This window comes from Streptomyces sp. NPDC005706, assembly GCF_040631045.1.
Classification (GTDB): Bacteria; Actinomycetota; Actinomycetes; order Streptomycetales; family Streptomycetaceae; genus Streptomyces.
The window spans coordinates 609,963-624,647 of record NZ_JBEXYS010000002.1; the positions used below are offsets into that span (position 1 = coordinate 609,963).

Here is a 14,685-nt window from a genome sequence, read left to right on the forward strand (position 1 = left end):
GCTGACGTGCACGAGGACGCAAACGGCGACGTACGCCGTGTCACCGGACAGGTGACGCCCAGTGGTGCAGACCAGGAATTCCTGTCACTGGAACGCGAGTTGACCGTGCTGCTCAGGCGGGCGCGGGCCAACCAGGGAGAGATGGCCCGCGAGGTCCACCCCGATCTGGAGTCCTCCGCGTACGGTCTGCTCATCCGCCTCGACGAGCACGGCGGCCAGCGCGCCACCGAACTCGCCGCCTACATCGGCGTCGGCAAGGCCACCATGTCCCGCCAGCTGCGCGCCCTGGAGGAACTGGGGCTGATCGCCCGGGAGCCCGACCCGGCCGACGGCCGCGCCTGGCTGGTCACCCTCACCGACGAGGGCCGCGGCCGCGTCGGCACGGTCCGCGAGGCCCGCCGCGCCCGCTACGTCAGCCAGCTCGCCCACTGGGACCGCCGCGAGGTGGCGGAACTGGCGAGGCTCCTGCACGAGCTGAACGGCGTCATGGAGCGCTGAGCGCCCGCGCTCACAGCTCGGCGTACACCACCGTCGCGTCGTCGTGCGTCTTGCCGCGGCCCAGGAACGCCCGCTCCTCCCGGTCCGCCGACTCCAGCCCGCGCACCCGGTCCACCAGGGCGCGGGCGCCCTCCTCGGCCACGAGGGCGAACAGGTCCGCCCAGTCGCCCTGCCGGAACCGCTCCGTCCAGCGGGTCGCGCCGTCCGACAGCGCGGCCAGCGCACGGACCCGGCCGCGCGGGAGGGTGCCCGCGACCGCCCGGCCGGCGACCGAGGGGTCGGCTGCGGCCGTGAAGAAGCCGCCCTCCCGGTTGCGGAGATTGGCGTCGACCAGCGCGTCGGTGGCCAGGGCGGAGCGGGGCAGCCGTGCCAGCCGGTCGTCCAGCACCGCGGTGACCGTGCCGTCGGGGGCCCGCAGGAGCAGGGCCGCGTCGGACAGCACCAGGTACTCCACCAGGTCGGCGGACCAGCGTGCCAGGGCCACGGTTGCCTGCGGAGTGCGCGGGTGAGAAAGGTCACAAGTGCCCGCGTGGGCCCCGGCCGTCCGGGCGATACCCCGTGACAGGACCTCCGGCAGCGTCAGATCTCGGCCCGAAACGGCCAGTTCGGTCAGCGCGCCGCCGAGCCGTGACGTGAACCAGGGAACGGAGTGTGTACAACCCGTGGCGCCGCGCGGCGGCGTCACTCCGTCCAGCAAGATCACACAACCACCCTGACCGGAGGCGGGTAGTCCGATGCCCGCGAAGTCCTCATTGGGGCGGTTCGCGTCGCCGGGTTCCGAAACGAGATCGGTTCGCATCCGGCCAGTCTGCACCAGCCCTTCACAGCCTCCGCCAAAGGCTGGCAACCGCCGCCGAATTGGCACGGGCCCGCAGGTCAGGTGCCTGCTTTGAGGGTAAATGACGTACTCCGGCAACGCGTGGTGGCGAATACTGCCAAAGCCTGCCGCGCGCGTCCAACCGGCCCGCCGCGCCCGCGTGGTGCACGCGCCGCCGGAACTTGCCCGCCAACTCCCCTCCGATGTTCACTCCTTCGAGTGGCGGGTCAGGTGATGCGCGACCCCTGCCCACCGGCGCTGGGAGGGTCGGGAACCGTATGAACCGGGTGTACGCACCACTTGGCCCCGAGACGACGGGGCGCCACCCGGGCCCTTGAGCAGACGAGTTCAGGAATGCGAGCACCGGTGCAGAAGAAGTGGCCTCGGCGCACAGGCAGGCGGACGGCTCCCGAAGGAGGCGTCGAACAGACCCCCGTGGGCGCGGGCCGCCCCCGTCACGTGCGGACCCGGCTGATCGTGGCCGTGGCCGTGGTGGCCGCCGCCATCGCCGGAGCGGGAGCACCCTCGCTGCTCACCGCCTCCCAGGACGTCAGTGACTCCCAGGAACTGGTCACCCTGTCCGCCCGCACCCAGGACGCCCTCGCGCTCGCCCACTCGCTGGCCGACGAACGCGACGAGGTCACCGCCTACATAGCCGCGGGCCGTCCCAAGTCCAAGGCGCCCACCGAGCAGCGCAGCGCCCGCGTCGACCGCCAGGCCGAGGACCTGCGCGCCGACCCCGACACCCCGGCCGCCCTGCGCACCGCCCTCGACCGGATCGCCGCCGTCCGGCACGCCGCGCTCACCGGCAAGTCCGACGCGCTCGAGACGCACCAGGCGTACTCGGGGACCATCATGGAACTGCACCGGCTCGCCGGAGAACTGGCCGAGCTGATGCCGCCGCGGGCCGGCTCCGGCGGCCACGCGCTCGCCGAACTGGACTCCGCCGTCCAGCAGTCGGCCGCCGCCCGGGGCCTGCTGCTGGCCGCGCTCGGCATCCCGTCCACCACGCGGACGGTGATCGACCCCGCCACCGGCCTGCCCAGCACCACCAGCGAGCCCACCGAGGAGGGCCGCAAGCAGCGCGACGCGCTCACCGCCGCCGCCCAGCAGGCCCGGCTGCGCGCCGACGCGGCCCTCGCCGACTTCCGGGCCGGCGCCCCCAAGGCGTCCGTCGCCTCCTACGACTCCACGGTCACCGGCCCCGAGGTCAACTCCGCCGACAAGTACCTCGCCACCCTCACCGACCAGCCCACCTTCACCGGCAGCGACCCCGCCACCAACTCCAGGAAGCTGGACGCGGCCCTGTCCGCCCGGGTGGACCTGATGCGCGGCGCCGAGTCGGCCCTCTACGACCACCGCACCAAGGACCTCGAGCAGCTCCGGGACGACGACGTCACCGCCCTGGAGATCCGCATCGCCGTCCTCGGCGCGCTGATGATCCTCGCCGTCGGCATCGCCACCGCCATGGCCCGCACCCTCACCCGCCCGCTGTCGGTGCTGCGCCGCGGCTCCGCGCGGCTGGCCGAGGCGGAGGACCCGGTCGGCCAGGAGCCGATCGCCTTCACCGGCCGCAACGACGAGTTCGCCCAGGTCGTCCGCTCGGTCAACGCCCTGCACGCGCGCGCCGCCGCCCTGCAGGAGCGGGTGGCCACCCTGGAGGCCGACCGCAAGCACCTGGTCGGCCAGCGACAGAAGATGGCCGACGCCCGCGAGGAACTGAGCGCCGAACTCGACGCCTCCGCCGCCCAGCTGGAGCGGCTGCGCACCAGCATCGGCGGCACCTTCGTCAGCCTCGCCCTGCGCACCCTCGGCCTGGTCGAGCGGCAACTGGCCGTGATCGAGGGCCTGGAGGAGCGCGAGCAGGACCCCGACCGGCTCGCCACCCTCTTCAAGCTCGACCACTTCGCCACGGTCATGCGCCGGCACAGCGAGAACCTGCTGGTCCTGGCCGGCACCGAGCACGTCCAGCAGTCCCACGGCCCGGTCCCGCTGGTCGACGTGGTCCGCGCCGCGGTCAGCGAGATCGAGCGCTACGAGCGCGTCGGCATCGCCGCCCTGCCCCCGCACGCCCACGTGGTCGGCTTCGTCGCCGACGACCTGTCCCACCTGCTCGCCGAACTCTTGGAGAACGCCGCCTCGTTCTCCCCGCCGGACCTGCCCGTCGAGGTCTCCGGCTGGCTGCTGGAGTCCGGCGAGGTGATGCTGTCCGTCCAGGACGGGGGCATCGGCATGACCACCGACCGCCTGGACCGCCTCAACGCCCGCCTCGCCGAGTTCGACCCCGAGTCGGCGTACGACCAGGAGGGCGAGGACGGCCTCGGTCTCGGCCTGTACGTCGTGGCCCGCCTCGCCCACCGCCACGGCATCCGCGTGCAACTGCGCGAGCAGAAGCAGGGCGGCGTGGCGGCGGTCGTCGTCCTGCCCCGGACCCTGCTCGCCGAGGCACCCGCGGCAGCGGCCCCGCGCCCGGCCGGCCTCTCGGACACCCAGAGCTTCTCCCTCCCCGGCGCCGACGCCGAGGTCAACTCCAACGTCCTGCACGCCCGCACCAAGGACACCGACCCCCTGGTCGCCCTCGCCGAAAAGGCGGCCCGGGAGGCCGAGGCCGAGGCCGGGGCCGGTCCGGCGGGGGCGGAGCGGCCGGACGCGGAGACGCCGGCCGAGACGACGATGGAGCTCCTGCTGCCGGAGCTCGCGACGGATCCCGCGGCCGCCGACGGCGAGGACACCCCGCAGGCGCCGTCCGCACCCGACGACGAGAGCCGCACGGGCGGTGCGGTCGGGAGCCGGCCCGCCGAAGGCGAAGCCGAGGCGGTGCACGACCGCGCGGCCGACGAGGCGGAGGACCGGCTCACCAGCAAGGGCCTGCCCAAGCGCACACCCAGGATCACCGCTCCCGCCGCCGCACAGCCCCGCCGGCGCGGCACGTCCGTCGACGCCGACGCCCTGCGCCGCAGGCTCGGCGGCTTCCGCCAGGGAGCGCAGGCCGGCTACCGGGACGTAGAGGCGGAGATCGCGCAACGTACCGAAGACAGCACGGGGGGCACCGTCGAGGAGGCAAGCAGTTGACCGCGCCCAGTACCTTCGGACTGAGCAGTGAGGCCCGCAACCTGCACTGGCTGCTGACCAACCTGGTCGAGGAGGTCCCCGGCATCCAGTCCGTCGCCGTGGTCTCCTCGGACGGGCTGCTGCTCCTGTCGTCCGACCCCGGCCACGCCGAGCAGTCCCGCAGGACCCGCCCGGTGAAGGGCCCCCGGGGCTCCGCCGCCGACCTCGCGACCATCGTCTCCGGCATCGGCAGCCTCACCATCGGCGCCGCCAAGCTGATGCAGTTCGGCGGGGTCAAGCACACGATGGTCGCGATGGACGAGGGCAGCCTGTTCGTGATGTCCATCAGCGACGGCTCGCTGCTCGGCGTGCACGGCTCCGCGGAGTGCGACATGAGCGTCGTGTCGTACCACATGGCGCTCTTCGTCGGCCGGGCCGGCCATGTCCTGACCCCCGAACTCCGCAGCGAGCTGCGCAAATCACTGGAAGCCGAGTCGACGGGGAGCGCCCGATGAGCGGCACACCGAAGAAACTTCCCGTGCGCGGCGGCGAGCGCAAACCCGCCCGCGTCCGCCCCTACTCGCTCACCGGCGGCCGCACCCGCTTCGGCCACGTCCTCCTCGTGGAGACCTTCGTGGCCGCGCTGGAGGCCCCCGAGGAGCGCAAGGAACTGACGAATGGTTCCCTCACCACCCGGGTCATGCCCGAACTGCGGGCCATCGTCGAACTGTGCCGCCGTATGCGCACGGTGGCCGAGATCGCCGCGCTGCTGAAGATGCCGCTCGGCGTGGTCCGCGTGCTGCTGAGCGACCTCGCGGACCAGGGAAAGATCCGTGTGTACGGCACCGGAACCGGTCACGGCACCGGCCGCCCGGACCGCGTTCTGCTGGAAAGGGTGCTGAGTGGACTCCGCCGTCTCTGACGCCACTGGCGTCGCCCCCCTCGTCGCCGGGTTCAGCGAACCCGACGAGGACCTGAAGGCCTGGCAGCAGGACCGCACGCAGGCCCCCATAGCCACGAAGATAGTGGTGGCGGGCGGCTTCGGCGTCGGCAAGACCACGCTGGTCACGGCCGTCTCGGAGATCACGCCGCTGCAGACCGAGGCGCTGATGACCGAGGCGAGCGAGGGCACCGACGACCTCACCGCCACGCCGGGCAAGTCGACCACCACCGTGGCCATGGACTTCGGCCGCCTCACGCTCGACGACGACCTGGTGCTCTACCTGTTCGGCACGCCGGGCCAGCAGCGGTTCTGGTTCATGTGGGACGACCTGGTGCGCGGCGCGATAGGCGCCGTCGTGCTGGCCGACACCCGCCGTCTGAAGGACTGTTTCCCCGCACTGGACTACTTCGAGAGCTGCGGACTGCCGTACGTCGTCGCGGTCAACCACTTCGACGACAGCGAGCTGTTCGAGCCGGAGGACGTACGCGAGGCGCTGACCATACCCGCGCACATCCCTGTCATGATCATGGACGCGCGGCGCCGGATCTCGGCGATCGAGACCCTGCTGGCCCTCGTGGGCCACGCGCTGGACGAAACCCCCGAGTAGTCCCGACCTAGGAGCACCACCCGCATGCGGAAGATACTCGTCGTCGGAGCCGGCCAGTCCGGACTCCAGCTCGCCCTCGGCCTGCAGTCGCACGGCTACGAGGTCACCCTGATGTCGAACCGGACCGCGGACGAGATCCGCTCCGGCCGGGTCATGTCGACGCAGTGCATGTTCGACACGGCCCTGGGACACGAGCGCGACCTCCAGCTCAACTTCTGGGAGTCACAGGCTCCGAAGATCGAGGGCCTCGGTGTCTCGGTCGCGGCCCCCGGCTCCTTCGACCCGGGTCCCTCCCAGCGCGCGATCGACTGGGTGGGCAAGCTGAACGGGTACGCGCAGTCCGTCGACCAGCGGGTGAAGATGGCCGGCTGGATGGAGACCTTCGCCCAGCGCGGCGGCCAGCTCGTCATCCACGGCGCGGCCGTCGGCGACCTCGACTACTTCTCCCGCGCCTACGACCTCGTGCTGGTCTCCGCCGGCAAGGGCGAGCTGGTGTCGATGTTCGCCCGTGACCCCGAGCGCTCCCCGTACAGCGAGCCGCAGCGCGCCCTCGCGGTGGCCTACGTGCACGGACTCGGCCCGCGCCCGGAGCACCCGGACTTCGACGCGGTCCGCTGCAACCTCGTCCCCGGGGTCGGCGAGCTGTTCATCATGCCGACCTACACCACCTCGGGCCGCGCCGACATCCTGTTCTGGGAGGGCATCCCCGGCGGCCCGCTGGACGTCTTCAACGGCGTCAAGGACCCGGCCGAGCACCTCTCCCTGACCCTGCGGCTCATGGAGAAGTTCACGCCCTGGGAGTACGCGCGCGCGACGAAGGTCGAGCTGACGGACGCGGGCGGCACCCTCGCCGGCCGCTACGCCCCGACCGTGCGCAACCCCATCGGGCGCCTCCCCTCGGGCGGACTGGTCCTCGGCGTCGCCGACGTGGTCGTGGCCAACGACCCGATCACCGGCCAGGGGTCCAACTCGGCGTCCAAGTGCGCCGCCGCGTACCTCGCCTCGATCCTCGAACAGGGCGACAAGCCGTTCGACGAGGACTGGATGCGGGCCACCTTCGACCGGTACTGGGCCACGGCCCAGCACGTCACCAAGTGGACGAACGCCATGCTGGCGCCGCCGCCGGAGCACATTCTGAACCTCATCGGCGCGGCCGGCCAGCTCCAGCCCGTCGCCGACCGGTTCGCCAACGCCTTCAACGACCCGGCCGACTTCGAGAACTTCTTCTACGAGCCGGAGAAGACGAACGCCTACCTGGCCTCGGTCGCCGGAGCCTGACGGGCCTCTGACCTGGGCTCCGGCCGTCGTCGTCTGTCGTTGTTGGTCGACGTCGGCCGCCCTCGGACGGCCCTCGGACGGCCCACAGACGGCCCCGGCCGCACCGGGGCCGTCTCTGATCCAGGGTGTCATGGTGAGTTGGCGGCGCCTTCGCCAGGTGGAGACGGACTTTCGGCTGGAGCGTCCAGTTGGTGGTTCAGTTCAGCCGGGTGGTGGCGTAGGCCACCATGGCGTCGCGTTGGTACACGGCGAGCCCCGGCGTGATGGCCTCGTATGCGGCGCGCCAGGTCTCGTTGGCGACGATGGAGCGTGCGAGGGCCCGGTAGTCCTCGGCCGAGACAGCGCGCAGTTCGGTCAGGGCCTGGTACTGGGCGTCGATCTCGGCCTGGACGGGGGCGGCGTCGGCCGGGTGGCCCGCGGCCATGAGTTCGGCCAGCCGGATCATCTGCGCCGTGCGCTCACGGTGCGCGGCGTCGGCGTCGGCCTGGCTCATGGTGGCGGCACGCTGTCCGACCTCGTGGGCGAGTTCGGGGTAGTCGCGCATGTTGCCCTCGTAGTGGGAGGGCGTCACGCCCTCGAAGAGGTTCTCCAGGCGGTTGATGGTCATGGGACGGTCGTCCTTCCTGGACTGCTCCAGTTCGGCGATCGTGCGGGAGACGGTGCCGGCCAGGACGTCGATCCGGTCCCGCTCCGCGAGGAGCGCCGGTGGTGGCTTCGCAGGGCGTCCACCTCGTCGACCTGCTCGGACAGGATCCGGCCGATCTCCGGCAGCCCGACACCCAGCGCCCGCAGTACGAGGATCTGCTGGAGTCGCAGGAGCTGGCGTTCCCCGTAGTAGCGGTGACCGTTGGTGCCGATCCGGGCCGGGGGCAACAGGCCGGTCTCGTCGTAGTGGCGCAGTGTCCGGGCGGTCACGCCCGACATCCGGGCCACCTCCGCGATCGGCCGGTCCATCACCACTCCCGCACGTATGTGTCGCCGGGCCGGTCGCTCCGGCCCTGGTCACGACGGTAGAAGCTGCCGCAACGGCAACTTCGACCCCGAAACCCGGAGTCCTCGTAATCGAACGGACACGACGGTCTGTCCCACGTCGGCACAGCCTCCGCCCGCTGTCGAAACTCGTGCCTCGGCGGCGGGAGTCCGACGGACACGTCAGCGCCCCGCGGCGCGTGGCCGCGGGGCGCCTTGTGGGGTTCAGTCGACCTGCTCCCCGTCGTGCATACCGCCCTTGCAGACGTTGTCCGTCAGATCGGGCATCCCGCCGCCCTGCTTGCACTCAGAAGGGGTGACCACGGATGGGGCACCCGGTGCGGTGGCGGCGGTGGCGGTGGCGGCGCCTGTGAGGCCGAGTCCGGCGAGGGCTGCCGTGGCTATGCCGGCGGCGAGGATTCGTCGAATGCGCATGTGGTTCGCCTTTCACGGATTGCCTCGGTTGGGGCATTAACCAGCTTGATCTTCACCCATATGGGTGGCACGTCACGTTGGGCCATTCGGGTGACAGTGCGGTCGGGTGCGGGATCGGTGACGCGACCCGTCGGACAGGCCCTGGAACGCGGAGACCACCCCGGCCGGACGGGTGGTCTCCGCGTTGTTCCGGAGGGGGCGGCGTCCGCGACCATCGTCCAGGCCGTGGGCCGCTCCATGCGGTGACCGACTCATGGCGCACCGGCAGGCGTGGGCCTACCCGGCCTCGGTCACCTGATCCCGCAGGGGGCCGTCCGGACGTACGGCGCCGAGGACGGGGGCGGACGCCAGCGGGGAGACCTCGATCCGCCGGCCGGGCCTCGGTGCCTGCACGACCCGGCCGCCGCCGACGTACAACGCCACATGGGTCGCCCCGGGGAAGTAGACGACCAGGTCACCGGGGCGCAGCCCGTTCAGCGGGACCTTCGGCAACCGGGCCCACTGCTCCTGGCTGGTGCGCGGGATCGGGGTGCCGGCGTGGTCCCACGCCTGCGAGGTGAGCCCCGAGCAGTCGTACGACGCCGGGCCCTGCGCTCCCCACCGGTACGGCTTGCCGACCTGGGACAGGGCGTAGCGGACGGCCCGGTCGCCCTCGCCGGACGGGGGCTTGTCGTCGCCGAGGGCGCCGGAGGCCGTGAGCCGCTGCTGGGCCTCGGCGGTCCCGGTCCGCTCCAGCGCCGCCACCGCGGCGAGCTGCCGCGGGGTCAGCCGGGCGAGGAGCCGCTCGATGTCGCCGAGCCCGGCCGTGACGTCGTCGCGCTGTTTCCGCTGCTTCCCGGTGAGGGTGAGCTGCTCGTCCAGGGCCTTGCGGGCCGCCCTGGCGAGCGCGTCCCGCTTCCGCTCGGCACCGGTGAGCCGGTCCACGGTCTCGGCGCGCTCATGGGCGAGCCGGCCGATGACATGGCCCTCGTCCAGAGCGTGCTGCGGGTCGCGGGCGAGCAGCAGACGGACGTAGGGGGAGAGGTCGCTGCTGTTCTGGTACTGCTGCCGGGCCAGGCGCCCGGCGTCGCTCCTGCCGCCCTGGAGCGCGAGCCGGGCGCGGGCCAGTTCGCCGTCGAGGCGGGTCACCTCGGCACGCTGCCGCTTCAGCCGCTCCACGGTCGCGTTGTAGGACTCGGTGGCCTCCTCGGTCTGCCGGTACAGCCGCTGAAGGTCCGTCAGCAGCTGGGAGACGGACCGCGGCGGTGCGGGCTCGGCCGCCGCGGGCACGGGCACGAGGACGGCCTGGGCCGCCACCGCGGCCGCACAGGCCAGGCGCAGGAGTACTGCCGGCACGTCATCACCTCCGGTGCGGGGCGGACGGTCCCTCCGTCCGCATCCGCACGGTGATATTCAGACGTGTTCATGGGCTTGTGTGCCGATTGTGGGCGAGACGGCCCAACGCTCTCACCCGGTCGGGTCACCCGGCTCGCGGGACGGCGCGCTGTCCGGCTTGGACCAGGGCCACCTGAGCCGCTCACCGGGCCCGCCCTCCGGGTCGTACCGGTACTTCCAGCCCCGCACCAGACCGAGCCGCTTGCTGTGCCCCCTCGGCACGCGCCGGTAGACGTGCACGGTGGGCGGGCCGCCGCCCGCGTCCGGCACCGGCACGCTGTACGTCTTCGGGGGATGGCCGGTCAGGCCCAGCAGCACCGGCAGCACGCGTCCGTCCAGGGGCCCGCCCTCGAACGGGGTGTCCTCACTCTTCACCGGTCCGGCCCTCAGCCTTCCTCGGCGAGCGCGCCGACCACGTCCGCCGTCTGCGGATCACGCCCGGCGGTCACCGTCAGGACGGCCACGAACTGCTCGACCAGCCAGTCGCGCAGCTCCTCGACGGGCGGCTGCTTGTCCTCGTCCAGCCAGATCAGCGACGCGGCCTCCACCGCCGTGATCCACGTCCGGACGGTCATGCGCAGGCGCGGCCCCGGCGCGGAGACGCCGAGGTGGCTGTAGATGTGCTCGGCCGCGGCCCGCCGTACGCCGTCCACGATGGCCGTCGTACGGGAGGTCTCCACCACGCTGCCGCCCTGCAGCAGCGCGCTGAAGCCGGTGTCGTGCTGGTCGACGAAGGCCAGATAGCGGTCGAGCGCGCGGGACAGACGGGGCAGCAGGGGACCGAGCCGGGGCTCGTCGAAGCACTGCTGGAGCTCCTCGCCGGCCGACCTGAGCGCGGCCTCGTACAGCTGCTGCTTGCCGCCGGGGAAGTACCGGTACACCAGCGGACGGGAGACCCCGGCCGCCTCGGCCACGTCGTCCAGCGACACGTCCTCCGGCGCCCGGTGTGCGAAGAGCGAGAGAGCGGCGTCGAGGAGCTGGCTGCGCCGTTCCTCGACACTGAGACGACGATAGGCGGGGGTGGCGGCCTGCGGGGTCATGCCAAGCAGCGTAATCGGACCGTGAAGAAGCCGCGCAGGCACGGCCACACCCGGCCGCGCCCGCACCCCGCGCGCGAACGGGCGCGGGGTGCGGGCGCGGCCGGTTCCCGCCTAGGCCAGCAGCCCGGAGGACTTCCACAGCCGGCGGCCCACGCCCCGCAGCACGCCGATGTCGTCGAGGAAGTCGGTGAGCCGCTTGGCTCCGGTCTGCATGACCTCCCGGCGGTGGCCGCTCGCCTTCACCTGCGCCATCGCCTCCCGCTTGTCCAGTCCCACGTTCGTGTAGACCTCGGGGTTGATGAACGCCACCGAGAACACCCGGGCGAACTCGCCGGACGTGACCCGGGTGAACTCCTGCGACCACTTCGGCGCCGTCAGCATCTGGCGCCTCAGCTCCTCACGCGCGTACCGCACGTGCCGGGCCTCCTCCACCACGTGGATGCGGGTGACGCCCCGGATCAGCGGCTGCACCCGCTCGTCGGGGAAGGTCAGCCGCTGCATCCAGTCCAGCACCTCCTCGCCGAGCAGTGTGGCCGTGAAGGAGCCGGGCGTGGTGGAGATGGTCTTGAACAGCCGGCCCAGGTTCTGGTGGACCCGGCTCACCGGGTACCAGGGCGTGCCGCCGTGCGAGATCAGCCGCGCGAACATCTTCGAGTGCCGGCACTCGTCCTCGATCTCGGTGAGGGCGTACCGCACGTGCGCGCTCGTCGCCGCCTTGTCGTAGATGTGCCGGACGAGGAGCTGCATCAGGATCAGCTCGAACCAGATGCCGAGCGAGGCCAGCGCCGCGGCCTCGTGCTGGGAGAGCAGGATCCGCTGCTCCTCGCTCATCCGCTTCCACATCGGCGTGCCGTAGAGCGAGACGAGCTCGGGCGGCCAGAACCACTTGCCCTCCTCGAAGGGCGCGTCCCAGTCCAGCTCCTTGTCCGGGTCGAAGGAGTGCTTGGCGGAAGAGACGAGCAGCCGTTCGGCCACCTGTTCACGGTCCTTGAGCAGGCCGAGCGCGTCGCGCAGTCCGTCCAGCGCGTCCGCTTCCGTCAGGGTCGTCATGGCTCCCTCACCTCGTTACCCGGGGGTACGTTCCGCTTCTTATGAGACTGCCTGTCAGCAAGCCAGTCAATCCCTCGCGCAAGACTTGTTGACTCGGCGTCTACGTGTGAGCCTGCGAAGTATGCCGACGCATGACCTGTACACCGACGAGCCGGGAAACTCCCCCTGGCAGGTGCCCGCGAGCGGGGCGGCCAGGTTCAGCTGGGAGTACGACGAGGGCCGTGACCGCCTGCTCGCCCTGTACCAGAAGGGCAAGGACAAGCAGTGGGACGGGCAGCGGCGCATCGACTGGGAGCTGGAGGTGGATCCGTACGACCCGCTCGGCACCCCCGACGAGGCGATGTCGCTCTACGGCACCCCTTACTGGGCCAAGCTCACCGACCGGGACAAGGGCGAACTGCGCAAGCACTACACCTCCTGGCAGTTCAGCCAGTTCCTGCACGGCGAGCAGGGCGCGATGATCTGCGCGGCGCGCATCGTCGAGTCGGTGCCCGACATGGACGCCAAGTTCTACTCGGCGACCCAGACCATGGACGAGGCCCGGCACGCCGAGATCTACGGCCGCTTCCTGCACGAGAAGATCGGGATGCTCTACCCGATCAACGACAACCTCCAGGCCCTGCTCGGCGACACCCTCCGCGACAGCCGCTGGGACATGCCCTACCTCGGCATGCAGGTTCTGATCGAGGGGCTGGCGCTCGCCGCCTTCGGCATGATCCGGGACACCACGGACAAGCCGCTGCCCAAGCAGATCCTCGCCTACGTCATGCAGGACGAGGCCCGGCACGTGGCCTTCGGCCGCATGGCCCTGCGGGACTACTACAAGCAGCTCACCGACGCCGAACTGCGCGAACGCGAGGGGTTCGTCATCGAGGGCTGCTACCTCATGCGGGACCGGCTGCGCGGCGTCGAGGTGCTGGAGAACTTCGGCATCCCGCGCGCGGAGGCCGAGCGGATCAGCGAGGACTCCGAGTTCCTCCGGCTCTTCCGCAAGCTGCTGTTCAGCCGCATCGTGCCCTGTGTGAAGGACATCGGCCTGTGGGGCGTCCGGCTCCAGCGGGCCTATGTCGACATGGGCGTCCTCGAGATGGGCGACTCGAGCCTGGACCTGCTGATGGCACAGGACGAGGAGATCGCCGAGCGGCTGGACGCGGAGCGCTTCGCCGCGGAGGAACGGGAAAGGGTGGCCGAGGTGGGGGAGGCGATCGAGTCGGGGGCGGCCGAGGCCTGAGCCCCGTCTCGGGTGCAGTACGGTTCTGGCGTGTCCATGCCTCCGCCCCCTCAGCAGCCGCAGTACCCGTACGGCCAGCAGCCGCCCGGGCCCTACGGTCAGCAGTCCCCGGGACCCTACGGCCCGCAGACTCCGCCGGTCCCGGCCCCGGGCCCGTACGGCTCCCCGTACCCGCAAGCGCAGCCGTACCCGCCGCAGCCCAACCCCCAGCAGCCGTACCCCGGCTGGGGCGTGCCGCCGATGGGTCCGCCCCCGAAGAAGCGCGGGCCCGGTCTGGCGCTGGGCATCGTCGGCGGGGTCATCGGTCTGGTCGTGCTCGGCTCCATCGGCGTAGGGGCGGTGCTCCAGAGCGGCTTCCCCGCCGCCGAGAACGAACTGGCCCTGCCCCACAAGCTGATGGACGAGAAATACGAACTCGCCGAGGACCTCTCCGACACCGAGGGGCAGAAGGTCGAGGACGAGGCCGACGGCGCCTGGGACGCCAAGGACATCCATGCCGTGGTCGGCCGCTACAGCCCGGGCGGCGACGACACCAAGGGCATGCTGCTGGTCTCCGGCATGTACGGCCGGTTCAAGAACGAGGCGGACGTCCGCAGCGGCATGCTCAAGGGCGCCGGCGAGGCCGAGGGCGTGACGGTCGCCCAGCCCGCGCGGGACGTCACCCCGGCGGGCGCGGACGTCACCGTCTCCTGCGAGGTGCTCACCCAGAAGCAGGCCCTGGTCACGATCACCTACCCGGTCTGCACCTGGGCGGACGGCAACACGGCGGCCGTGGTGGGCGAGGTCGACCTGCAGCGGAAGGGCTCCGCCGACATCGACCTCGACACCGCCGCGCGCAACGCCCTGAAGATCCGCTCCGAGATGATCAAACCGATCGGCTGACCGCCACCCCCTCCTGAGCGGGGAACGAGGTCCGCAGCGTGAAGGCGTACGGCGTCGGGCCGTGCGCCCTCAGGTGCAGCAGCCGCTCCTCCGCCTCGGCGACCTCGGGCCGGTGCCCCGCCGGCACCCACCACAGGGCGGTCACCGCGTCCTCGGGGCGCTCGAACCACTCCCGGCGCCGCGCCAGCAACTCCCGGTGCCGTCCCCGGTACATGAACGCGGTGAGCGCGTCGAGGTGCCGCCACACCGACATGTTGACGATCAGCCAGGCGTCGCCGAGGAAGGCGATGTCGGTGGCGTTGCCGGAGTCGCTCTGCAGCCGCCAGACGAAGCCGTCCGAGGCGTCCGCCACCGCGTTAACCGGATCGAGGCCGTCGACGAAGTCCTTCAACCGGGGCGAGTCGAGTGGGTACTTGAGGCGGGCGATGTTCACCTGGGCGAGGTGGTGCACGGGCTCCGAATCCGTCATGACCGGACGTTAGGTCGACCGGCGACGCTCCCGGTACCCCC

The 14,685-nt window shown here is 71.8% G+C and carries 15 protein-coding genes and 1 pseudogene; 8 read left to right on the forward strand and 8 right to left on the reverse strand.

Annotated elements, in window-relative coordinates; translation table 11 throughout:
• Window positions 1-6: 6 nt before the first annotated feature.
• Window positions 7-498, forward strand: coding sequence for a MarR family transcriptional regulator (locus ABZ478_RS06345; protein ID WP_359545787.1), 492 nt, complete (start codon window positions 7-9; stop codon window positions 496-498).
• A gap of 10 nt (window positions 499-508) precedes the next feature.
• Here the strand turns inward: ABZ478_RS06345 and ABZ478_RS06350 are convergent, their stop codons facing one another.
• Window positions 509-1,297: a hypothetical protein gene (locus tag ABZ478_RS06350; RefSeq protein WP_359545789.1), complete on the reverse strand. Its 789-nt coding sequence runs from the start codon at window positions 1,295-1,297 to the stop codon at window positions 509-511.
• A gap of 384 nt (window positions 1,298-1,681) precedes the next feature.
• On the opposite strand from ABZ478_RS06350, the gene ABZ478_RS06355 reads away from it, so the two are divergent.
• From ABZ478_RS06355 to ABZ478_RS06375, 5 genes are read left to right on the forward strand one after another with little or no spacing between them, the layout of a single operon-like run.
• Entirely contained in the window at window positions 1,682-4,387 is a 2,706-nt protein-coding gene (locus ABZ478_RS06355; protein ID WP_359545791.1) for a nitrate- and nitrite sensing domain-containing protein, read from the forward strand.
• Window positions 4,384-4,881, forward strand: coding sequence for a roadblock/LC7 domain-containing protein (locus ABZ478_RS06360; RefSeq protein ID WP_359545793.1), 498 nt, complete (start codon window positions 4,384-4,386; stop codon window positions 4,879-4,881). The genes ABZ478_RS06355 and ABZ478_RS06360 overlap by 4 nt, the downstream gene beginning before the upstream one ends.
• Window positions 4,878-5,288 (forward strand): DUF742 domain-containing protein, encoded by a 411-nt coding sequence (locus ABZ478_RS06365; protein ID WP_359545795.1) that lies wholly within the window; start codon window positions 4,878-4,880, stop codon window positions 5,286-5,288. The genes ABZ478_RS06360 and ABZ478_RS06365 overlap by 4 nt, the downstream gene beginning before the upstream one ends.
• Window positions 5,269-5,916, forward strand: a complete 648-nt coding sequence (locus ABZ478_RS06370) for an ATP/GTP-binding protein (RefSeq protein WP_143626995.1) — start codon at window positions 5,269-5,271, stop codon at window positions 5,914-5,916. Before ABZ478_RS06365 ends, ABZ478_RS06370 begins: the two co-directional genes overlap by 20 nt.
• Before the next feature lie 24 nt (window positions 5,917-5,940).
• A complete protein-coding gene (locus ABZ478_RS06375) occupies window positions 5,941-7,194 on the forward strand; it encodes a styrene monooxygenase/indole monooxygenase family protein (RefSeq protein ID WP_359545797.1) in 1,254 nt (417 codons plus the stop codon).
• A 196-nt stretch (window positions 7,195-7,390) separates the two neighbouring features.
• On the opposite strand, the pseudogene ABZ478_RS06380 reads toward ABZ478_RS06375, so the two are convergent.
• From ABZ478_RS06380 to ABZ478_RS06405, 6 genes and pseudogenes are all read right to left on the reverse strand, one after another.
• A pseudogene (locus tag ABZ478_RS06380) lies at window positions 7,391-8,148 on the reverse strand (MerR family transcriptional regulator).
• 240 nt (window positions 8,149-8,388) lie between these two features.
• Window positions 8,389-8,598, reverse strand: coding sequence for a hypothetical protein (locus tag ABZ478_RS06385; protein WP_359545799.1), 210 nt, complete (start codon window positions 8,596-8,598; stop codon window positions 8,389-8,391).
• Window positions 8,599-8,874: 276 nt separating this feature from the next.
• Window positions 8,875-9,933, reverse strand: a complete 1,059-nt coding sequence (locus ABZ478_RS06390; protein ID WP_359545801.1) for an NlpC/P60 family protein — start codon at window positions 9,931-9,933, stop codon at window positions 8,875-8,877.
• Window positions 9,934-10,044: 111 nt separating this feature from the next.
• Window positions 10,045-10,347 carry a hypothetical protein gene (locus ABZ478_RS06395; protein WP_358939634.1) on the reverse strand — a complete coding sequence of 101 codons (303 nt, stop codon included), beginning with the start codon at window positions 10,345-10,347 and terminating at the stop codon, window positions 10,045-10,047.
• Window positions 10,348-10,358: 11 nt separating this feature from the next.
• Entirely contained in the window at window positions 10,359-11,012 is a 654-nt protein-coding gene (locus ABZ478_RS06400; RefSeq protein WP_358939632.1) for a TetR/AcrR family transcriptional regulator, read from the reverse strand.
• A gap of 111 nt (window positions 11,013-11,123) precedes the next feature.
• Window positions 11,124-12,062, reverse strand: a complete 939-nt coding sequence (locus ABZ478_RS06405; protein WP_359545803.1) for a diiron oxygenase — start codon at window positions 12,060-12,062, stop codon at window positions 11,124-11,126.
• A 121-nt stretch (window positions 12,063-12,183) separates the two neighbouring features.
• Here ABZ478_RS06405 and ABZ478_RS06410 point away from each other — a divergent pair, with 121 nt between their 5' ends.
• Both ABZ478_RS06410 and ABZ478_RS06415 read left to right on the forward strand, forming a co-directional pair.
• A complete protein-coding gene (locus ABZ478_RS06410; protein WP_359545805.1) occupies window positions 12,184-13,293 on the forward strand; it encodes a ferritin-like domain-containing protein in 1,110 nt (369 codons plus the stop codon).
• Window positions 13,294-13,329: 36 nt separating this feature from the next.
• Entirely contained in the window at window positions 13,330-14,175 is an 846-nt protein-coding gene (locus tag ABZ478_RS06415) for a hypothetical protein (RefSeq protein ID WP_359545915.1), read from the forward strand.
• On the opposite strand, the gene ABZ478_RS06420 is transcribed toward ABZ478_RS06415, so the two are convergent.
• Entirely contained in the window at window positions 14,159-14,644 is a 486-nt protein-coding gene (locus tag ABZ478_RS06420; RefSeq protein WP_359545807.1) for a DUF3291 domain-containing protein, read from the reverse strand. The two genes, ABZ478_RS06415 and ABZ478_RS06420, sit on opposite strands and share 17 nt — an antisense overlap.
• Window positions 14,645-14,685: the final 41 nt, after the last annotated feature.